The sequence below is a fragment of the Photobacterium chitinilyticum genome, from assembly GCF_004104355.1.
Lineage (GTDB): Bacteria > Pseudomonadota > Gammaproteobacteria > Enterobacterales > Vibrionaceae > Photobacterium > Photobacterium chitinilyticum.
In genome coordinates, this window is sequence record NZ_RJLM01000006.1 from 134,462 (window position 1) to 155,293 (window position 20,832).

Annotated in this window: 23 protein-coding genes; 17 read left to right on the forward strand and 6 right to left on the reverse strand. The window is 45.9% G+C overall.

From position 1 onward, the window contains the following. The first annotated feature begins 74 nt into the window (after window positions 1–74). From mog to EDI28_RS15860, 3 genes are all read left to right on the forward strand, one after another. The gene (mog, locus tag EDI28_RS15850; protein ID WP_075765793.1) at window positions 75–608 is read left to right on the forward strand and encodes a molybdopterin adenylyltransferase; all 534 of its coding nucleotides are present in this window, start codon (window positions 75–77) and stop codon (window positions 606–608) included. 90 nt (window positions 609–698) lie between these two features. Continuing rightward, window positions 699–1,436: a beta cell expansion factor BefA gene (gene befA, locus EDI28_RS15855; RefSeq protein WP_199287451.1), complete on the forward strand. Its 738-nt coding sequence runs from the start codon at window positions 699–701 to the stop codon at window positions 1,434–1,436. A 135-nt stretch (window positions 1,437–1,571) separates the two neighbouring features. Next, window positions 1,572–2,591: an adenosine deaminase gene (locus EDI28_RS15860; RefSeq protein WP_128784865.1), complete on the forward strand. Its 1,020-nt coding sequence runs from the start codon at window positions 1,572–1,574 to the stop codon at window positions 2,589–2,591. 34 nt (window positions 2,592–2,625) lie between these two features. On the opposite strand, the gene EDI28_RS15865 is transcribed toward EDI28_RS15860, so the two are convergent. Then, window positions 2,626–3,195 (reverse strand): hypothetical protein, encoded by a 570-nt coding sequence (locus EDI28_RS15865; protein WP_128784866.1) that lies wholly within the window; start codon window positions 3,193–3,195, stop codon window positions 2,626–2,628. A 185-nt stretch (window positions 3,196–3,380) separates the two neighbouring features. On the opposite strand from EDI28_RS15865, the gene EDI28_RS15870 reads away from it, so the two are divergent. Beyond that, window positions 3,381–3,863 (forward strand): glutathione peroxidase, encoded by a 483-nt coding sequence (locus EDI28_RS15870; RefSeq protein ID WP_128784867.1) that lies wholly within the window; start codon window positions 3,381–3,383, stop codon window positions 3,861–3,863. A gap of 45 nt (window positions 3,864–3,908) precedes the next feature. Further along, window positions 3,909–4,493: an EAL domain-containing protein gene (locus tag EDI28_RS15875; protein WP_128784868.1), complete on the forward strand. Its 585-nt coding sequence runs from the start codon at window positions 3,909–3,911 to the stop codon at window positions 4,491–4,493. A gap of 35 nt (window positions 4,494–4,528) precedes the next feature. Here EDI28_RS15875 and EDI28_RS15880 read toward each other — a convergent pair whose 3' ends face one another. After that, window positions 4,529–5,509: a CHAD domain-containing protein gene (locus EDI28_RS15880; protein ID WP_128784869.1), complete on the reverse strand. Its 981-nt coding sequence runs from the start codon at window positions 5,507–5,509 to the stop codon at window positions 4,529–4,531. A 307-nt stretch (window positions 5,510–5,816) separates the two neighbouring features. Between EDI28_RS15880 and hppD the strand changes: the two genes are divergently transcribed. Further along, window positions 5,817–6,893: a 4-hydroxyphenylpyruvate dioxygenase gene (hppD, locus tag EDI28_RS15885; protein WP_128784870.1), complete on the forward strand. Its 1,077-nt coding sequence runs from the start codon at window positions 5,817–5,819 to the stop codon at window positions 6,891–6,893. Window positions 6,894–6,969: 76 nt separating this feature from the next. Here the strand turns inward: hppD and EDI28_RS15890 are convergent, their stop codons facing one another. After that, on the reverse strand, window positions 6,970–7,875 hold the full coding sequence (locus tag EDI28_RS15890; protein WP_128784871.1) for a LysR family transcriptional regulator: 906 nt from the start codon (window positions 7,873–7,875) through the stop codon (window positions 6,970–6,972). 103 nt (window positions 7,876–7,978) lie between these two features. On the opposite strand from EDI28_RS15890, the gene EDI28_RS15895 reads away from it, so the two are divergent. Both EDI28_RS15895 and EDI28_RS15900 read left to right on the forward strand, forming a co-directional pair. Beyond that, window positions 7,979–8,287: a monooxygenase gene (locus tag EDI28_RS15895; protein ID WP_128784872.1), complete on the forward strand. Its 309-nt coding sequence runs from the start codon at window positions 7,979–7,981 to the stop codon at window positions 8,285–8,287. Between the two features lie 17 nt (window positions 8,288–8,304). Further along, window positions 8,305–8,685, forward strand: coding sequence for a hypothetical protein (locus tag EDI28_RS15900; protein WP_128784873.1), 381 nt, complete (start codon window positions 8,305–8,307; stop codon window positions 8,683–8,685). Between the two features lie 54 nt (window positions 8,686–8,739). Here EDI28_RS15900 and EDI28_RS15905 read toward each other — a convergent pair whose 3' ends face one another. Next, complete coding sequence (locus tag EDI28_RS15905; protein ID WP_128784967.1) at window positions 8,740–9,786, reverse strand: Preprotein translocase subunit SecY; 1,047 nt, start codon at window positions 9,784–9,786, stop codon at window positions 8,740–8,742. A 353-nt stretch (window positions 9,787–10,139) separates the two neighbouring features. On the opposite strand from EDI28_RS15905, the gene EDI28_RS15910 reads away from it, so the two are divergent. The 9 genes from EDI28_RS15910 (at window position 10,140) to EDI28_RS15950 (ending at window position 17,825) form a co-directional block, all read left to right on the forward strand. After that, entirely contained in the window at window positions 10,140–10,592 is a 453-nt protein-coding gene (locus tag EDI28_RS15910) for an acyl-CoA thioesterase (RefSeq protein WP_128784874.1), read from the forward strand. 230 nt (window positions 10,593–10,822) lie between these two features. Then, window positions 10,823–11,476 (forward strand): hypothetical protein, encoded by a 654-nt coding sequence (locus EDI28_RS15915; RefSeq protein WP_199287445.1) that lies wholly within the window; start codon window positions 10,823–10,825, stop codon window positions 11,474–11,476. Between the two features lie 9 nt (window positions 11,477–11,485). Further along, complete coding sequence (locus EDI28_RS15920) at window positions 11,486–12,184, forward strand: ABC transporter ATP-binding protein (RefSeq protein WP_128784875.1); 699 nt, start codon at window positions 11,486–11,488, stop codon at window positions 12,182–12,184. Next, window positions 12,172–13,458, forward strand: coding sequence for an ABC transporter permease (locus EDI28_RS15925; protein ID WP_128784876.1), 1,287 nt, complete (start codon window positions 12,172–12,174; stop codon window positions 13,456–13,458). Before EDI28_RS15920 ends, EDI28_RS15925 begins: the two co-directional genes overlap by 13 nt. A gap of 7 nt (window positions 13,459–13,465) precedes the next feature. Then, complete coding sequence (locus tag EDI28_RS15930; protein WP_128784969.1) at window positions 13,466–14,257, forward strand: outer membrane lipoprotein-sorting protein; 792 nt, start codon at window positions 13,466–13,468, stop codon at window positions 14,255–14,257. A 1-nt stretch (window position 14,258) separates the two neighbouring features. Next, a complete protein-coding gene (locus EDI28_RS15935; protein WP_233353404.1) occupies window positions 14,259–15,569 on the forward strand; it encodes a hypothetical protein in 1,311 nt (436 codons plus the stop codon). Beyond that, complete coding sequence (locus tag EDI28_RS15940) at window positions 15,569–16,639, forward strand: sensor histidine kinase (RefSeq protein WP_128784877.1); 1,071 nt, start codon at window positions 15,569–15,571, stop codon at window positions 16,637–16,639. The genes EDI28_RS15935 and EDI28_RS15940 overlap by 1 nt, the downstream gene beginning before the upstream one ends. Then, complete coding sequence (locus tag EDI28_RS15945) at window positions 16,632–17,447, forward strand: LytR/AlgR family response regulator transcription factor (protein ID WP_128784878.1); 816 nt, start codon at window positions 16,632–16,634, stop codon at window positions 17,445–17,447. Before EDI28_RS15940 ends, EDI28_RS15945 begins: the two co-directional genes overlap by 8 nt. 129 nt (window positions 17,448–17,576) lie before the next feature. After that, entirely contained in the window at window positions 17,577–17,825 is a 249-nt protein-coding gene (locus EDI28_RS15950; RefSeq protein WP_128784879.1) for a hypothetical protein, read from the forward strand. Window positions 17,826–17,945: 120 nt separating this feature from the next. On the opposite strand, the gene EDI28_RS15955 is transcribed toward EDI28_RS15950, so the two are convergent. After that, a complete protein-coding gene (locus EDI28_RS15955; RefSeq protein ID WP_128784880.1) occupies window positions 17,946–19,289 on the reverse strand; it encodes a TldD/PmbA family protein in 1,344 nt (447 codons plus the stop codon). Then, window positions 19,289–20,674 carry a TldD/PmbA family protein gene (locus EDI28_RS15960; protein ID WP_128784881.1) on the reverse strand — a complete coding sequence of 462 codons (1,386 nt, stop codon included), beginning with the start codon at window positions 20,672–20,674 and terminating at the stop codon, window positions 19,289–19,291. The genes EDI28_RS15955 and EDI28_RS15960 overlap by 1 nt, the downstream gene beginning before the upstream one ends. Between the last annotated feature and the right edge of the window lie 158 nt (window positions 20,675–20,832).

The window sequence follows — 20,832 nt, forward strand, 5'->3', positions numbered from 1 at the left end:
ATTGCTGGTCGGCGTATTTTGTCGGCCTGAACTGATCAACATGACAAGCAAGGCCTTGGCCTGAGGGATAACAAATGACAAAAGCTAGAATTGGTATTGTAACGGTTAGCGACCGTGCGAGTGCAGGTGTATACGACGATATTTCAGGCAAAGCAATCATCGAGACATTGAATGACTATCTTGTTTCTGAGTGGGAGCCTGTTTACGAAGTGATCCCTGACGAACAAGACGTTATCGAAGCGACGCTGATTAAAATGGCCGATGAACTAGATTGTAGCCTTATCGTGACGACGGGCGGTACAGGTCCGGCAAAGCGTGATGTAACCCCTGAGGCAACAGAAGCTGTTTGTGACCGAATGATGCCCGGTTTTGGTGAGCTGATGCGTGCAGAGTCGTTGAAGTTTGTCCCTACGGCAATTTTGTCGCGTCAGACTGCGGGGCTACGTGCCGATAGCCTTATTGTGAATCTACCAGGTAAGCCAAAGTCGATTCGAGAATGTCTGGATGCTGTTTTCCCTGCTATACCTTATTGTATTGATTTGATGGAAGGCCCTTATCTTGAGTGTAATGAAGAGGTGATGAAGCCCTTCCGTCCTAAAAAGAAGTAACAGTGAGAAAAATGCTGGTAACCAGCAAGGTTGCCAGCGTTTAATAGGAGAGCTGTTGTGAAGGTAAAAGCACTTGTTGTCTTATTGAGTATGCTGGCTATGCCTGTTCATGCTAGTTGGGAAGAGCTAAAAGAGACGGCATCAGATATTGGTAGTAAAGTTAGCGAAAGTTCAAAAAAGGCTTGGGATAGTGTTTCAGAATTTTCGAAAGAGACATGGGATTCTGTGTCGGACTGGGGAGAAGAGGCATTCAATACTGCTGGTGAATGGACTGATTCCTCTATAGAAAAAGGGAAAGAGTGGCTGGATGCTGGCGAGGCCAAGCTTGATGAAATGCTGGAACCCGAAACCCCAGAACAGGCCCGTTTGGCATTAAATACTATGTCTGATACAGCGCTGGTACGTTTGTTCAATGAGCAACCTTCAGCCAAGCTGTTATTTGATGATGCGTATGGTTATGCAGTATTTGACTCGCGTAAATTTTCCCTGATGCTTCACACAAGCCAAGGGGCAGGTGTTGCAGTAAATCGCAACACAGACAAGCGTACCTACATGAAAATGTTTGGAGCAGGATTAGCAGCTGGTCTTGGTGGTAAGTTCTATCAGCAAGTCATTATGTTCGAGAACCAGCAAAGCTTTGATAGCTTTGTCGATGATGGCTGGGAGGCGACATCAGAAATGGGTGCAGTTGCCGGCACCGAAAGTGCAGAACTGACAGCTAAGTATAATGGTGGGATGGCGATATATCAGATTGATGAGAAAGGTTTGTTGCTTGATGCCAATATCTCAGGATCTAAATATTGGATCGATACCGATTTAACCCAATAGAATGGTTAATCCCTTTCGGTTTTTGTTCTTAATTATTACTAATAATTGCTATGGCTTGTAGGTTGGGAAGTTGCAGAACAGGCCATTGTTGAGCCAAGAATAAAAATGTAGTTATTATCTCTACCGGGGGCATGTATGGAAGGGTTTATTCGAGCGCTGCCAAAAGTTGAGTTGCACCTCCATATTGAAGGCACGTTAGCGCCTGAAATGATGTATGAAATGGCGAAGCGCAACCAGGTGACGTTACCTTACCAGACTGTTGCAGATGTTCGTGCTGCTTATGAATTTAGCGATCTACCGTCTTTCTTCTCTCTTTATAATTTGGGTATATCGGTACTGAGAACCGAGCAAGATTTTTATGATCTAACGTGGGCTTACCTTGAATGCTGCAAAAACGATCATGTACTGCATACCGAGATTTCTTTTGATCCCCAGCTTCACACTCGCAGAGGTGTAGCGTTTGCAACCGTTGTTAACGGGATCCTCCGGGCTCTGCAGGCCGGGTACTCAACTTTGGGGATCAGTAACCGTTTGATCATGTGTTTTCAGCGGGATTTATCGGAACAAGACGCGTTGGAAACATTGCAGCAAGCGATGCCATATAAAGATAAGATCATTGCTGTTGGGTTGGATTCATCTGAGCAGGAAAACCCACTCGAGAAATTTACCCAGGTTTTCGAGATGGCCAGGCAAGCTGGTTTTCTCACTGTCGCACATGCGGGTGAATACGGGCCTGTTGCCAATATCTGGAGTGCTATTGAGCAATTGCAAGTATCTAGAGTTGACCATGGTATACGTTGTACCGATGACGATGAACTTGTAGAGCACCTAGTTAGTTCTCGTACCCCTTTGACTGTCTGTCCGTTGTCGAATGTTAAGCTTGGCGTATTTTCAAAGATGTCCGAGCATAATATAGCAGCGCTGCTTGAAAGGGGCGTGTGTGTGACCATCAATTCGGACGACCCGGCCTATTGCGGTGGCTACATGACTGATAACTTTATGGCAGTGGCTAACGCATTCAAGCTATCAAAACCTGAGATGGCCAAATTTAGCTGGAACGCTATTGAAGCGAGTTTTTTGATCCCAGATGAAAAAACGGCATTACAAGCACGGTTACAACATTATTTGGATTTGAATTTTAGGCCGATTATTTAAAAAGCCTATCAAGTGTAGATAGGCTATTACTTGGCTATTTGTTGCCAAATAGTCGTTTAAGATGTTTTTTGAGTGTTACGTAGAAAGGGCTTGAATCAGCTTGTTGGCGAGCCTGTTTCTTCGCAACTTCTATCCCGGTGTAATAGGCTTGCATGAAGCGCGTCCGGTAGCGTTCAGCTTCTTCCGTTTGCTGCTCATCATCAAGTAGCCCTGCAGTTTCCAGCGCATGATCGTTGGCATAGCTGTAATCGATACCAGTAAATCCTTGGGTCAAAAACCACAGCATCGATATTACGATTAATTCGTCGTGACTTAGCTCAGTGAACTTTTCGGCATGTTCGGCACCGACTTGGTCACTGAACATAGCCTTTAGTTCTGCAGCTTTGGGTTCAGTGATTTGATAGTTATCGAGTGCTTCGTGATGTGATTTGGTCAATAGTCCGAGTATTAAATCTTGGCTGAGTTTGTCAGGACGGTGCTGGCTGATCTTGTCAAAGAAAGGTGCACTGACTGTGATGAACTGGTCAAGAAATGTTTGTTCGTGTTCACTGAAGTCCAGTGTGGAAAGCCCCATATGCTGGAGTTCTTTAAGTAGGTGAGTCATGATTCCCAAGAAAAATGATAAATCTTGTCTGTATTATACATTTGATATAAAGGAAGGTGAGAGAATTTAATATGCAATCCTGCTCATTTTCAAAACTAGAATAATAATTCTAATCTGATCTGATAAGTTACTACGTATAAGTGCTAGCATCAAAACGATGGGCAAAGCAGTCAATGGAGATAGAAATGACAACATTTTACGACCTTTCTGCAAATACGATCCGTGGTGAGCAGATTTCGATGAATGACTATGCGGGGAAAGTGGTGCTAGTCGTTAATACTGCCAGTAAGTGTGGTTTCACTCCTCAATATCAGGGCCTGCAAGATTTATATGCAAAATATAAAGATCAGGGGCTGGTTATTTTGGGGTTTCCGTGTAACCAGTTCGGAGGCCAAGAGCCTGGCGCAAATGAAGAAATAGTAGAAGCATGCCAGATCAACTACGGGGTTGACTTCCAGATGTTCGAAAAGGTGGATGTGAACGGCTCCGATGCACATGAAGTGTTTCAATATCTAAAAAAAGCATTACCAGGCCTCGTAGGACAAAAAATAAAGTGGAATTTCACAAAATTCTTGATTGGAAAAAGTGGCAGGCCAATCAAGCGTTATGCGCCGACAAAGCGCCCAGAGTCCATGGAGGATGATATCTTGAAGGCGTTAAACGCGTAATCGTAGCTAAAGCGGGGATAGAGAGGCCTGATACTGTCAGGCTTCATGACTTTTCTATTTACAATAAATTTATTGATGAAAAAGCACCGGTTGCAACTTGATGATTTAGATCACCTGGCGATTAATTTGTCAGGGGCATCTTTAGGTGACAATGACTTGCTACATCATATAATGCATCAGATTGAAAATAATCGCCTGCCCCCTAACAAAATTAAATTTGAAATAACGGAAACTGCTGCCATCAGCAATCTGCATGATGCAAGTCTATTTATAAATACATTGCGAGAGTTTGGCTGTCAGTTTGCGTTGGATGATTTTGGCAGTGGTTTGTCATCGTTTGCATATCTCAAAAATTTAGCTGTTAGTACACTTAAAATAGATGGTCTTTTTGTTAAAGATATTTTGAATAACCGGATTGATGGTGCAATGGTTAAATCAATCAATGAAATTGGCCATGTTATGGGGATGAAAACTATCGCAGAGTTTGTTGAGAGTGATGCGATAAAAGAGCGCTTAACAAATATTGGGGTTGATTATGCTCAGGGATACGGCATTGGTAAGCCGGAGCCTATCGACAGTATTCTTGTTGAACTATCAATGCTTCAAGCCGAAGCGTGTGATGAAAATTAGTTTGATTATTGATATTGCAATGATAAGCATCTTGTTTAGCCTTGCGTAAGTTTATCTATCTTATAAACTGATTGAAATGTAATAACTTTTTCTTGTGTGGAAAATAATTCGACCTGCTTTATTACCTGAAGTTTGGACTCGCCATGCCGTTGTTGAGTAATACTTTTGAGTTGTGATGCCGCTTTATAGCGGCGGGTAGTTGTCTTTTTATCTTTTAGGTAATAGCTTAAAAATTGAAGCTGGATTGATAAGTCGTTAAAGTCACCAAGTTCATCTTGCAGTTGCTTCATACATTTAATTTGTTCTTTACTGCTTTGTGGCGGCAAGATTGGAGAAAAGTACTCCAATAGATATCGAAGCTTTTTGCAGCGGATCCGTAGCCGGTGAATGACATTGTCTGTACTTTGATTATCGAGTCGGTGGCAAAGCGTTAGTGTGCCTTGGAAATGTTGCTGGATAATCTCATAGCCAAATACCTTGCTGGCACTATGTCCTTCTTCAGTTTGGTTGGCTTCCATTTCTGCCAGCAATCCTTGAACTAACAGGCACTGTTGTTCATAGTTGTCTGTTTTCAGCCACTTCTTTGTGTCTTTATAGGCTTTTCTTCGTGCATCCTGCAATTCATCAATGAAGCAGGTAAGTCCCTGATGATGGGAATGTTCTAAACAAGAGAAGTAATCATCCATTTTATAGAGAAAAACATCGAGATCCCTGAGTCGATTGGTTTTTTGCATCATGGTTTTGAACTCATTGTTGAGCATTGCTTTTTGCTGGGGGAAAAACAGACTTTTGAGAAGGCTAATCAGTGCCCGGCATCGACGTAGCGCTACTCTATACTGGTGAAGAAACTCGCTATTATCATCGCGGATAATGCCTCTTTCATGCCGCTTTGCATGTTGAAACTCAGCATTGAGAGTGTGGAAAGTTGGTAGAAAAATCTCAGCCGAGGCAGATAATACTATTTCAGGCTTTTTTCTCTTGGGTAGCTTTAGTTGGTCGCGCTTGTTTACATTCATCCCTTCACCTCTTTAAACAAGCTTAGTTGTTGCAAGAAAGGAATGGCGTAAAGCTTTTGAAATTGCTAGTCATGTTGCAAAGATAATAATCATGTAGTCAATGTGGTGAGTGATCTGCGTTAATAAAGTTACCTTCACATTCTTACTCATTTTTGTTGTCAATCTGAGTTTACGCCTGGTGTTTACATGTTCGTAACATAACTTTATTTGGAAATGTCTCATCATTTGGTAGAAATGCTAATCCTATTAGTAAGCGCCGGATCGTCTGGAACACGGTTGCTGCTGACAGAAAGTGAGGATTATACGGATGGGCAAGAGTATTGATAATCCAATGGGTACGGACGGCTTTGAGTTTGTGGAATATACCGCGCCAACTCCTGAGGGTATCGAAAATTTGAAGAGACTGTTTCACCTGATGGGATTTGCAGAAGTCGCGAGACATAAGCATAAGTCGGTGTGGCTATACCGGCAGGGCGGTATTAACTTTATCGTCAATGGGGAGTCTCACTCTCAGGCCGCAGGATTTGCTGGCGAACATGGTGCCAGTGTAAATGCGATGGCATTTCGGGTTGCCGATTCCAGCCAGGCACTTGCTTATGCGGTTGAGAAAGGGGCAACGGCATGTGCGCCTCAGGCCGGTCCAATGGAGCTGAATATCCCTGCTCTTTACGGTATTGGTGAGTCTTTGATTTATCTGGTTGACCGTTATGGTGAGCACGATATTTATGAAATAGATTTCGATTATTATCCTGATTACAAAGAGCGGATGGTGGCGCTGGATGCCGGGCTGGAAGTTATCGATCACCTAACCCATAACGTTAAGCGCGGTAATATGGATTTATGGGCAAATTTTTACAAGAAAATTGCCAATTTCCGAGAAATACGCCATTTCGATATCAAAGGTAAAGTGACCGGCCTACTTTCGCGGGCAATGACTGCCCCGTGTGGGAAAATTCGTATACCAATCAATGAGTCCAGAGATGACAAGTCCCAGATTGCAGAATATCTGGATCAGTACAACGGAGAAGGCATCCAGCATATTGCCCTGAGTACAGAAAATATCTTGGCGACAGTACAAAAGCTAAAAGATGGCGGGCTGGGGTTCATGGACACGCCAGATACCTATTATGAAGGTATTAATAAGCGGGTACCGGGACATCATGAAGATATTGGTAAATTGAATGAATTGAAGATTCTGATCGACGGTGACGAGAGCGGTATCTTACTGCAAATCTTTACCGATACCGTTATTGGGCCGGTCTTTTTTGAAATAATTCAACGTAAAGGGAATCAAGGCTTTGGTGAAGGTAATTTCCAGGCATTATTTGAGTCTATAGAGCTAGATCAAATCCGCCGTGGGGTATTGGATATCGAAGATAAGTGATAGCGAAGCCATAATTGGTTAATGGGCATGAATTGGACAGGTGAGTATTTTCTGACTTGCCCAGTTCATTATCACCTTATTGGCAGTAGCCAAGCCGTGTGTTTGCTTTGGCAAGCAGTAGCTCATACAGATCATGTGCAGCAGGCCCTGTTTTAGCCCCCTTAGGTAAGGCTATATGCAGAGGTACGTGATAACGTTGCGCTCCTTCTACCGATAGCTGAACGATATCGTCGCAATTCATTTCATCCACCATATGTTCCGGTAGACGGCAAAAACCTAAGCCGTTAGCAACTGCGCGCCAAGCGTGGTCAAAGTTATCGACAGTGATGCGTTGTTGCGATTTTAGCCATCCCACATTTTGTTTATTTTGTGTCTGATGTGCACCAAGATCTCGAATAACAATTTGTGTCTCGGTTGTCATATCGCCTAGGCACAGATTGGACTTGAGGGCCAACGGATGGCTCTTGGCAACTACAGGCACCATAGTTACGACGCCAAAGGCGTCTGCTGGATGGTTAGTAACAGGCAGAGTAACGATTGCAACATCGGACTGTTCAGACAAGACAGCATCTGTTGTACTCGAGAGTGATGTTTCAACGACTTGTACCGAGGTGTTTTTATTCTCCGCCAAGAATGCAGCTAATGGTTCATATAGCCACTCGCGGCAGCATAAATGATCGATGGAGACGGTGATCTCAGACTCTATCCCCATTGATAACTGGGTACTGATAAGTTCAAGTTCACGAGCTTGTTCTAGCATTGAAGTAGCCCTGCGGAGCAAAGACTGACCATCGTCAGTAAGTACCGCTCTGCGGCCTTTAACATGTACTAATGATATTCCCAGTTGTTCTTCTAGTTTTTTTATTGCGTAGATCAACGTGGTATGGCTCTTGTTTAGCTGTGTTGCCGCGGCTTGAATACTCCCCGCGCGGTTGATTTCATGCAAGGTGAGCCATTGATCGAGCGTGGTTTTTAGTCTCATTGGTCGATTTTTTCCACATTAACTACAGGTATTTTGAACTTTAGTGTTCATTTTTTATTGAATATGATTATTGCACATACCGACGAGACTGGAGTAAATAATCATGAATAAGTTGCTACAAGTAGACTTTGATTTCCAAGGGCCCTTTGGCGAAGAAATGTCCGCGTTATTAAAAGAGTTGGCCGAGTCCATCAATCAAGAGCCGGGGATGATCTGGAAAATTTGGACTGAGAACGCACAGACTCAACAAGGTGGGGGGATCTATTTGTTCGAAGACGAGCAAACAGCCTTGGCGTATCTAGATATGCATACTGCTCGCTTGCAGAAAATGGGCATTACTGATGTTAGAGGCATCGTCTTTGATATTAATGAGTCTTTGTCTGTCATTAACAAAGGGCCAATAGGCAAATAACGTACTAGGTAATAAATATGAACAATAAAGCTTTTCTGTCGATGCATGCCGCAATCTATGGTGTTTTTGCACTAGCCCTATTTTTTGCACCTGCATTAATGTGGCCGATGTATGGTGTAGAAGTGAACGATCAATACGCTTACTTTTTGTCACAACACAACAGTATTTTCCTGGGTGGGATAGCGGCAATCAGTTTTCTGTTTCGTGAAATTGAAGCAAGTGAGCTATCGCAAAAGCTATTTCTAGGGCTTATGGTGACCAATCTGCTTGGTTTGCTCATTACTTTGTATGCTTGTTTTACTGGTGTATTTGTTGGCTTTGGCTGGAGCGATCCTGCATTTTTTGCACTACTTTCAATCCTTAGTTTTGTTCAGTACAAGAAACAGGTGCTTAAGTAGCAATTAAAAGCCCGCAGCATTAATGCTGTGGGCTTTTTGACTATAGGGAGGGGATTAGCTTTGTGCTACACCATGCCACTGATAATGGTTATTGGGTTTTTTACTGACAATCCCTTCTTCGAGCAGTTGTTTGAAGATGTCATCAACTTCTTCGCTACTGATCTTGAGAAAGCGAGTGACAGCGCGCTTGGTGCAGTTGACCTGGTTACTGCTTAAGGCCTCAATCGCTTTTTCATAAGGATTTTTAGGCTCTTCGGGTTCAGTTTCCAGTATCTCTCTTTGCTCGACTTCACTACTTGTATCTAGTGTCTTGGTAAGTAGTTCGGGCTCTTTAGGCTCGGCGGTGTTAAACGCATCGATAGTGATCGGGTTGACTCTGCGGAACTGGTTTCTAAATCGGAGCTCTTCACCGATTAATCCGACAAAGAAAGCCGCGAAAAAATCCAATAATACGGAGAGGAAAACGACCAACCCCAACTGTGCGGTTTGTGTTTGCACATTGAGTGACTTAGCTAAGCTGTCGATTAGACCAAGCACTGAGCCTTGGTTAACCACCGGGAGGCTATCTCGCTCTGCGGCTAGCGTCTGCTGTTGCTGGCGAAGTTGGTTATTGGCTTTCTGGATCCTCGCAACCCCCGTGGCAATACGTTCCATCTGAATATATTTTTCAGCAGCAATATTATTGAGCTCGATTTGTTTCTCGATAGCATTAATTTGCATGTTGTAGGTGTTGATTTTGCTCTGCTGCACATTAACGTGGCTCTGTGCTTGGTTGGTTGCGCTGTTGATCCCGCCCACCGAGCCGCCAATAGATATAGCAGCAAGTACGGCATAGAAGGCAAAAGCCGAGAACGCGCCTGTGTAATTGCGACGGGCACGTCGTTCGCCGAATTCATACCAGGCAAAGAACTTCCCCAGTTCAAAAATAACCGCCAAGCCACCAAACAACAACTGCATCATTGGATCTTCGTCGATGGAGAGGAAGAGCAGTAGTGAGAAGATAATAGAAGCAAGAATGGATGCGCCGGTGAAACTGTATACCGTCCACATTGCGAAAGTCCCTTTAGGGAATCGTACCGGTAGATTGTCGTTATAAAGCATAAAAAACAGAGTCTGCATCTATGAGCGCAATTGCTCATATTTCGCCTGTCGATATAAAACCGTCAGGCAATAAAAAAAGGTGGGTAAGGATACATCAAAATAGCTCATGAGCCCTTATAAAATAAGGCTTCTGGCACTTTTGCGACGGAATTTTACACGGTGCTTTCATAACTGAAGAAAAGATCGCCAACAGTCGGGTGTGGTAAAGGAGTGGCGCATCAATTTTGTGCTACTAAGGTGGTTTGTACTGTTTCTTCTCTTGTTCGTTTTTCTGTTGCTATATTGTTAACTCAGGGTTAGATTAAAAGCTCTATGACCGGATCGGCAACAATCCTATATAGCAAGGAGCATGTATGAAAGATCTACTGAAAGGATACCCTGTTATCACTGAAATTCCGGTGGCATGGGGAGAGATGGACGCGCTTAATCATGTGAATAATGTTGTTTACTTCCGCTATTTAGAAACAGCTCGAATTGAATACTTTCGAGAGATCGCTTTGATGGATGAGATACAAAATACAGGTATTGGTCCGGTTCTGGGTGAAACAAGTTGTCGCTATAAACTACCTGTGACTTACCCGGATACTCTTTACGTAGGTAGCCGAGTGTCTGAGCTCAAGGACGATCGTTTTACCATGGAGTATGAGATTGTCAGTAAAAAGCTCGGTGCTGTAACAAGCTCAGGAACAGCGAAGGTGGTGATGTTCAACTTTAAAACCAACAAAAAAGCCAATTTGTTGCCATCGCTTGTCGACGCAATTAAAGCGATTGAATCAGGCGTGTCTGCCGAGCAGGAAACGGTATAGTCATTTCCAGATATTAGCGGCAGCCAAACTGCCGCTTGGTGTTGTTTTGTTGCTAGAAAGTCCTTTCAATAAGCTACTTTCCCTTCTTTTTTTCCCTAACAGTTAGCGTGGCAGTTCAGTCGCGTTTTGCTTCGGTTCGCTCTCAGATTCTGCAATTTGTCGCATCGATAAACGCAGTTCATTCCTCGCGCTTACTATTGAGGCAAATATCAAGTCAATTGGAGAGGAATATGATTCAGATGATAGTGCGTGGTCTACGAGTGGTGCTGGTTAGTACCTTGCTATTGGTACCGGCTTTTGCACAGGCCAATGCGATCGAGGATATCATTGGCCTATACAACCAGGCAGCGGCAGGGGACGAGGCAAAAGTTGAAACGGTTTACCAGCAACTGGAGAACCTGATAGAGCTAGAAGGCCAAAAGCCGCTGACAATGGTTTACTTAGGCGGTACCGAAACGCTAAAAGGCCGCGATGCCTGGATGCCGTGGAATAAAATGAAATATGTAGAGCAAGGGCTTGCCAAAATTGATAAAGGCCTCGATCTGCTTAATGCCAATCCAGTCCCGTTCGAAGAGCAGCCGATTGTTTCGGGCATTCATGAATCTTACCTAACGCAGGCTATCTCTGCGTCAACATTTACCCTGCTACCTGACATGTTTAACTATTTTGAACGTGGCTACGATATCTACCTTTCATTGCTGGCGCAGCCGGAATTTACCAAGGAGCCTTTTGCTGCAACGGCTTGGGTGTATGCGCTTGCCATTCAGGCGGCTATTCGTGCGGAAGATTTATCACAGGCAAAAAGTTGGCTTGCGGTGATGGAGCGGCATGATGCCAATCACCCGCAAACGTTAAAAGCGATTGCATTGTTCAATAAAGGTTGAGGGGGAGACATGATTCAGTTTGCAGGGGTTCAGAAACGGTATGTGTTAGGTAATCAAGACGTTCGAGCTCTCAATGGCGTATCGGGTTCTATTGATACTGGTGAAATGGTGGCGCTATGCGGGCCGTCGGGTTCGGGGAAAAGTACTTTGCTTAATATTTTTGGCCTGCTGGACATGGACTACCAGGGCGAAGTGCTATTCGGTTCCAGTTCGTCAACATTGCAATCTGCACCCCAGGCACCGATGGAAGCGGCAAAGTTTCGTCGCAGTCAGCTGGGGTTTATTTTTCAACGGTTCAATCTTGTGCCTGTGATGACGGCATTAGAAAACGTGGCTTATCCATTGCACCTCAATGGTTTTTCCAAGCAAGAGCAGCAGCGAATGGCGCAGCAAATGCTGGAAAATGTCGGCCTCGGAGCTTGGCTTCATCATCGACCGGATCATTTATCAGGAGGCCAGCAGCAGCGTGTGGCCATTGCTCGTGCGCTGGTGCACCAGCCAAGTTTGGTTATTGCTGATGAGCCTACAGCGAGCCTGGATAGTCAGGCCGCGAATGCGGTGATTGAGATCATGAAAAAACTTGGTCATGAGATAGGAACAACGTTTATTGTCGCGACCCATGATCCCCGTACGGCTGAACGTTGTGACCGAAGAATAGAACTATTGGACGGACACATCCAGCAGGAGGAAATGCGATGGGTGAGTTAAATATCGACAAGGTTGCTGAAAAAGTGATGCCTTACTATTTCAGGCTGGCGTGGCTGAATCTGAGACGAAACGGTCGGCGCAGTATGTTGTCGGTAATGATCATTGCGATTGCAGTCTTTGCCCTGACCTCAGCGGGTGGTTTTGGCTTGTATACCTATCAATCGCTTCAAGAGTCTACCGCGCGTGATATTGGGCATATCACCTTAAGTGTGCCGGGCTATTTTGAGAAAGACGAGGAGATGCCGCTGAGCAATGGGCTGAACAATACTCAAACCATGATAAGCGAAATCATGAATAACGAAGCAGTACGCGCCGTTCAGTCCCGGGTATATTTTACGGGTTTAGTGTCCAACGGCAATAAGTCCGCCATTTTTACGGGAACAGGTGTCAACGATCGCGAGTTTAGCCTCAAAGGCCCGTTCCTGGATATGCGTGAAGGGAAAACGCTCTCGGATATTACGTCAAGCCGCTATAACCCGATAGAGCCGGAAGTGATGTTGGGTGTCGATTTGGCAAAGAATATGAATGTCGGGGTGGGGGACTGGATAACACTGTTGTCTACAACCAGTGAAGGCGCGTTAAATGCCTTTGACTTCAAGGTTCACGGGTTGTATTCGACAGGTGTGCCTGAATTGGATAAACGCCAGTTATATATCCATATCCAGTCAGCGCAAGAGCTGCTGCTATCAGACAAAGTCAGTACCTTGTCAGTCTTCCTCAATGACACGGCCCGGACCGAAGCGATGATGGACGTGGTTGACAATCAGATCAACGCGATGGCATTGGAGCAAGCTATCGAGCTGACGTCATGGCAAGACCGTGCGTTTTTCTACAACAATGTCAAGAGCTTGTATAACCTCATCTTTGGCATGATGGGGCTGGTGATGGGGCTGGTTGTGTTCGTTTCCCTGTTTAATACCATGACTATGTCGGTGACTGAGCGTACCCGTGAGATAGGCACCCTGTCAGCGCTTGGGAGTTACCGGAAAGAGATTGTCGGCGGCTTTTTACGCGAAGCTGGGTTGCTGGCAGTAATTGGTTCCATGACCGGTGCCCTGTTGAGTGCAGCATTGAGTCTTTTTTTGATGCTGGTCGAGGTCAATATGCCGCCACCTCCCGGTTATAGCGAAGGCTATCCGCTTCATATTTATTTTTCACCTGAACTGGTGCTATCTGCCACAGGCTGTGTACTTGCTATTTGCCTGTTTGCCGCTTACTTCTCAGCCCGAAAAGGGGTCAACAAGCCTATTACGGAGGCCTTGTCTTATGTTTAGTCGCCTTATGTCTAACCGCCTTATATTCAAAAGAAAGCGGATTCAACAGCTCGTGTTTGGCATTTTGGCTAGTATCTTGGCCTGTAATGTTAACGCTCAGCCTGAAAAGACGGTAGAGGAAATCTTGCAGCGTGCTGATCAGTATCGGCTTGATAGCGATGCGGCCAAAGTAGTGTCTCAGGTGTTGCTGTATGAAAATGGTGAGCTGGAAAAAACTCGTCAATATACCGTTTATACCCGTCCTGAGCGTGAATCGCTGGTGGTCTCCAAGTCAAAAGTAGAAGCCGGACAGAAAATGTTGATGCTGGGTGATAACTACTGGCTATTGATGCCGAAAAGTCGTCGACCGATCCGGATCACACCAATGCAGAAATTGCTGGGTGAGGCATCGGTGGGCGATATTTCGACCTTGACCTGGAGTGAAGACTATCAGGGGCAATGGGTTCAGGCGGTAGAATTGAACTTGCCGGAGACCGAGAATGTACTGGTCAATCAGCTGGAGCTGACAGCCAAAACATCGGGTGCCAGTTATCAGCGTATTGAACTGTGGCTAGAAAAGGACAGTGACTTTCCTATCAAGGCACGTATGTACCTCCGTTCGGGTAAATTGGCAAAAGAAGCCTGGTTTACCAAAGGAGTGCGAGATGCCCGAACCAGTGTTATTGAAATGACATTACTTGACCGCATTCAGCCGAGTAAAAAAACGGTTATCAAGTATCAGGAGGTCTTACCAATAGAGCTGGATGCGAAGTACTATAACCCTGCCTATTTGTCTCGAAATAATGTGTCGGGGCTTTAGCATGCATCGAGCTATTTTTTCGTTGCCAGCTTCGTCGTTACTTCTGTTGCGTAGTTTGTTGTTAGTTAGCCTGTTAGTACCGAGGCTAGTACTTGCCAGCATACTGGAAACCAGTTGGGACTGGATGGTGAGTTTCGAACATCATGAATCAAGAAACAGCTTATATCTTCCCGAGGATCAGGATGAACAATGGCAATCGGTGAATGCATTGCTGGATGTCGAGCTACGCTACGGCCAGTGGCTCGGTGTTTTAGCACTCAAAGGCAACGATCTCTATTCTTCACAATCCGGTGTTGAGAGTGATAGCGAGGGGATCGTCAGGGAACTCTTTTGGCAGGGAACGACATCGTTGTCGGGGGCTGATTTCGATCTTACTCTTGGCAAGGCACGCGTTGACTGGGGCGTTGGGTATGGCTATCGACCGCTGGATATTATAAAACCGTATCGAAGAAATCCGGTAGGGATCCAGGTCGAGGAAGGTGCGGGGGTGGCTGCCGTTTCATATTTTGACGGTAATGGAGAGTGGACGTTAATTTATGCTGACTCTTCTTGGGCTTCACAATTAGGAAACGATCTGGATCAACAGAATGAACAGCAGGGAATAGGTATCAGGCGTTATGGGCTTGTGGGTAACAGTGAGTGGCAGGGGGTTGCTTACTATGATGATGTGAGACGCGGCTTGCTTGGCGGTAGTTGGGTCAGCGTACTTGATGACGCCTGGGAACTACATGCCTCGGCTGTGTATCAAAGCGAGTATTATAGCTATTCATTGCCTGAATCTTTGTTCGAGTCTGTTCGCTCTGAAAAAAAGAATCATGGGTTACAAACCTTGCTAGGCCTGACATGGACGAATGAAATTGGGCAGAGTGTGATACTGGAGTATTGGTATGACAGCCGCAGTTGGAACAACGGACAGTGGAAGCAAGCCTATCAGCAGGCAGAACAGATCAATGGCAATGGGATGCCTGTAGGGTTGAGGTATGCTTACGCTCAGCCTCTTCAGCATGTCAATCTGGTTAGCCATAACGTGATGCTTCACTGGACGCAGGATCCGATAGCGTGGCAGTACTGGAACTGGTCACAAAATGTATCTTGGTTGCAAGATTTTACACCAACGTTTGATGTGTTGTTTTCTCCAGAAGACAATGGCGTAATTGCTACCCAGTGGCTAAGGTATGCGGCAGTTGATACAGGGAGTATGCAATTTGATATCGAAATTGCGGCCCGGATCTTGACCGGAGACAAGCAATCTGTCTATCGAAATTTATCTGATAAGCGTATGATTTTACTAAATCTTAAAGGACGATTTTGATGAGTCACATTGAGTATAAAGGTAATGCTTTTCCTTGGATGAAATCGGTGGGTATCACCAGTGCGTTTTGTTTGGCTATTGCCGTTGTCACTTATATTGTGTGGCCGGATAATTTTTATGAAGACCTCGCAATCAGCTTTGGTTACGGAGCGAGTGCGATCGTTTCGGCTCGCTTAACTAGCTATTTTTTGCCCAACCTGAGTTTTCGGCAGGTGAACATCTTAACCGTATCATCTGCCATGGTGTTCGGAACGGCTAATGCTTTCTACTGGTTAAGAGGTCCTGATACGTTTCAGTCTTTTTCTGAAATGAAACCGGTAATTATGCTAGCGCTGGTCTTTACTCTTATCTGCTTTTATTACTTTTATTCGTATGAGCAAAGGCTAATTGCTCAGCAGGAGATGGAACAGGTACGAAGACAACAGTCTGAGCAGGAAAAAGCATTGGCATTAAGCCAGTTGCGACAACTGCAGAGTCAGATTGAGCCGCATTTCTTATTTAATACACTGGCCAACGCAATAGCCTTAATTGATCAAGATACAGCGAAAGCCAAACTAATGCTCGTGCGTTTGACCGACTTGCTTCATACCAATCTCCATAAGAACCGCGGGAGTGTCACCACGTTGGAAGAAGAGGTCAAATTAATTTCGGCTTACCTGGATATACAGCAGATTCGGTTGGGAGACCGGTTAAGTTATCAAGTCATCAGTAATGATGTGAGTATGTCGCTTCATATCCCCCCGTTTCTGCTTCAGCCATTGGTTGAGAATGCGGTCTATTACGGAATAGAGCCCAAAGGTGAGGGAGGGCACATCGAGCTGTGTATCGAAGAGAATGAATGTGATCTTTTGCTGCAGGTAAAAGACAATGGAAATGGCATACAGGCTGCAATGCTTTCGGGGGGGAACGGTTTAGGCCTGGAGAATATCCGTGCTCGGTTGGCTTCACTGTTTGACAACAAGGCCAGCCTGACGATAAAAGAGCCTGTGGAGGGCGGCGTGACAGCAACTATCCAATTACCGAAAGCACAGCTTAATACATTGTTAGTACAAGGAGAAAAGCATGGGTGAGTTCGCCAAGGCTGTGATTGCTGATGATGAGCCGATCCTGCGTCGTCATTTAAGCCGTGCATTGGCGGAAGTGTGGCCAGAGCTTGAAATAGCGGCCGCAGCTGGCAATGGAATTGAAGCACTCGAGGCCATTAACACCCACCAGCCAGATGTTGTTTTCCTTGATATCAGAATGCCTGAGTTAGATGGGATGGGGGTTGCGAAGGCGCTATCAAAGCTGGAAAAGACGCCGCACATAGTGTTTACCACAGCCTACCGTGAGTATGCTATCAATGCCTTCGAGCAGAATGCACTCGACTACCTGTTAAAGCCGCTTTCCGAGCAACGGTTGGAACAAGCATGCGACAAGGTAAAGTCCCGTCTGGCTGAAATATCAAACAGGAATGCGGTGCAGGGCCAGTATGATCCTGAACATCTTGGCAGTTTGATAGAGCAAATCAACCTGTTGTCACAGCCAAAACCTGTCGAGTACCTGAATTGGGTAAAGGCCAGCAAGGGAGATGATATCTATATTATTTCGGTAGCCGATATTTTGTACTTCAAAGCCGAAGACAAATATATCTCGGTATTCAAGAAAAGTGATGATGCGCCAAGTGGCACCGACGAATATATTATTCGAAGTGCGTTAAAAGGATTGATTCACCAACTTAACCCTGAACAGTTTTGGCAAATCCATCGCTCTACTATTGTGAATGTATCTACGATTGATAAAGTGCATAAAGACTTTACTGGCAGGCTATCAGTATTGATTGGAAAACATAAGCTGCCTGTCAGCCGCAGCGCGCAGGCCCTATTCAAGGGCGTATAAAGAAAACCTACCTTTGGGCGAAGAAGGATCTTGCCATAGCGAATTAAGTAAAATCAGATGATTAACCTGATGAAGACAACGGTTCTTCCGTTTCTCGCTATACTTTGCATAGAACTAAGGGAGCGGGATATGTTTATAGCGATTCAACATGAAATCACTGATCCTGAGTTATTCTGGCAAAAAGCCAGCGGTGCATTAACCCACCCGCCTACGGGTATGCGGCTTCATTCGACGATGGTCAGCGAGCAGCTACACGTGTGTCAATGTATGTGGGAGGCTGAGTCGATTGATAGTGTTAGGGATTTTCTGGAGCCAGAATTGGCAAGCTCAAGTGTGAACACTTACTATCAGATCGACCCTGATAAAGCGATAGGGTAGTTTTCTGGAAGTGAGAGGCTTGATTGAATGTTATACCGTTTCAATTGGAACAATGGCGAGCATGAGCTCGCCATTTTTACTCTCGCATCTACTAGTTTCTCGTTTCCGAGTTCCTAGAATTTACTTCCCCGCGATACTCAGCTTATTGAAGCGGATCTGAGGAGCAAAGAAATCGCGCTCGTAGTCGTGGTTCAGGGTGTTGCCGACCGCATCGATTTCTTTCAGAAGCTGATAGAAGTTTCCGGCTACGGTGATACCACGGACAGGCTGAATACGCTTGCCATCACGGCAGAGGAAGCCGCTGGCACCAAACGAGAAGTCACCGCTGACTGCATCGGCACCTGAATGGACACCCTGTAAATTAACAAGCTCCAGATATTCACCTGCGGTGATTTCGGCATCAGAACTGGTGCCGGTCGCAATCACCGTATGGCGGGATGAAACACCTAGCCCACCTTTTGCTGAGCGTGAGGCGTTGGCTGTATTGTCGATACCGAAGAAGCTTGCCGTATGACTGTTGTGCAGCAGGCTCTGCAATTGCCCCTCACCGATCAAGATGGTATCTCGGGTTGCATAGCCTTCGCTGTCGAATGCTTTAATGGCCGAACCACCTTCTATGAACGCTACGTCAGATACGGTCAGTAGTGGACTGGCAACCTGATCGTGCAGCGCGTCACGCCATGGATTGATTCCTTTCATTGCCGATTGACCAGACAGGCACATACCGAATGCACCAAACAGGCTGCTCAGGCAGCTTAGATCAAAGATAACCGAGTAGCTACCGGTGGTAATCGGAGAGCCGTCCAGAAGCGCTTTGGCAATATCGTAACCGTGGTTGATACAGTAGTTAGGATCGAGCTCATCGAAACGTCGACCGGATGACATTCCGCCGTGCATCGATTGCTTGTCGTCTTGCTCGTAAAGGGTATAGGCATAGCAATAAGTCGACCGCTCCTGATGCTGGCACAGCGTCCCTTGGGTATTGGCAAGAATGACTTGGCTGTCGGATTCACCAAAACCATTGTAAGGCGCGGCCTTGGCATGAGGCTTGGCAACAACGCCGCTTTCCAGCGCCAGCGCCAGCTCAATTTTGTCATCGACGGTTGCATTATCCTGCTGGTAGATTTCTGCCACATCGGTTTTCAGCTGGCTGTTCATGCAGCTGATCGTTTGATGTTCGTCCTGTTTGGTGTACAGGGCGTTTTGCAGTGCCTGCTCAACCATAGTGTCAAGATTGGCTGGTTCTAGGGATTCCGAATAACAGGTTGCGATGTGCTGATCTTTAATGACACGAACGCCGATAACCTGTCCGGAGGTTACCTTGTACTCGTCAAGCTCTCCGGCATTGGCTTTCAATGAAAAGTTATTGCTGCAGTTGGCAATAATATCGGCATCGGCACCGGCAGCGTGAGCACGCTCCAGCACCTGATCAATTGCTTGTTGAAGTTTGTTTTGATCGGCCATTAGTTACCACCTCCCACGAGAATATTGTCGACTTTCAGTGCTGGTTGTCCAACCGTTGTCGGAACCGAACCGCTGACAGAACCGCACATACCGGCAGCCAATTCAAAGTCCTTGCCAACCATGCTGATTTCTTTCAGAACCTTTGGTCCGGTGCTGATCAGAGTGGCTGATTTTAGCGGCTTGGTGATTTGGCCATTTTCGATCAGGTAGGCTTCCTGCACGGCAAAGTTGAATTCACCCGTCCCCGGCTGTACGGAGCCGCCGCCCATTTTCTTGGCGAAGATACCGTGCTCGACACTGCCGATCATCTCATCCAGAGAGCTGTCACCGGGCTCGATAAAGGTATTGCGCATCCGTGATGTTGGTGCGTACTTGTAGGACTCTCGACGGCCGGAGCCAGTCGGTGCAAAGCCTGTTTTGAGCGAGCCCATATGATCAACCATAAAGCTTGTTAGCTTGCCGTCTTTGATAAGCTGAGTGCGCTGGGTTTCCATGCCCTCGTCATCAATATTGATAGAGCCCCATTCGTTGGTCATGGTGCCGTCATCAACGGCATTGACGACAGGATTGGCGATCATCTCGCCCATCTTGTCATGGAAGACCGAGGCTTTTTTGGCAACAGAAGTAGTTTCTAACAGGTGGCCACAGGCTTCGTGGAAAATCACGCCGCCAAAGCCATTGCCGATAATGACAGGCATTTCTCCTGATGGGCAGTTCTCTGCAAACAGCTTCACCATTGCCTGTTTGGCAACATGCTGTCCTAGCTCGCGGGCATCAAGACGTATATTGAATTCCCAGCCAGTCAGTGCTCCTGGTGCTTCAAAACCGGTAGACTGTTCGCTGCCGTTTTGGGCAATCGCTGTTGCCGCAACACGAGTATAGTGGCGGGTATCGCCGATATGCAGGCCGGTGGAGTTGAAAATTTCTATTTGCTGTTCACGTTGCAGAATACGACCGATGAACTGAGATATTTTCTCGTCTTCGCTGCGGGCCGCCTTATCGGTTTCTCGTAGAAATGCGATCTTGGCTTCAAGGTTGGCGCCTTGAGCCAGTGGTTGTTTGCATAGGTGCTTGCTGCTGTAGCGACTGAAGTTCAGGGCTGCCGCATTGGCAATCTGATCACGCTTGTCCTTGGCTGCCAGCAGGCCTGTGACACGCTTGAGTTCTTCTTCATCGGTACTGTTGGTATAGCCGTACAGTACTTTATGGCCGAAGAACAAACGAATACCGATCCCGAAGTCGATACCTGAGTTTACTTTGTCAATGTCGCCGGAGGTAAGTTCAACAGAGCTGGACTGGTGATGCTCAACAAAGAGTTCAGCAAAATCAGCACCGAGGAATAGCGCATGATCAATGACTGCTTTTGCAGTAGCAGGGTTTAGCATAGTTGCTCCTTGCTTGTGATTAAGTCCATAGCCAAATAGGGACTCTCATACCAACCTATTGTTCAGATTGGTAGTAATGGACAAATTAGAACTGTTCGACTGTCTCTTCAACTGCCTTCAATACTCATTATTAGCATGAAATTCAGAAGATTGAGTCG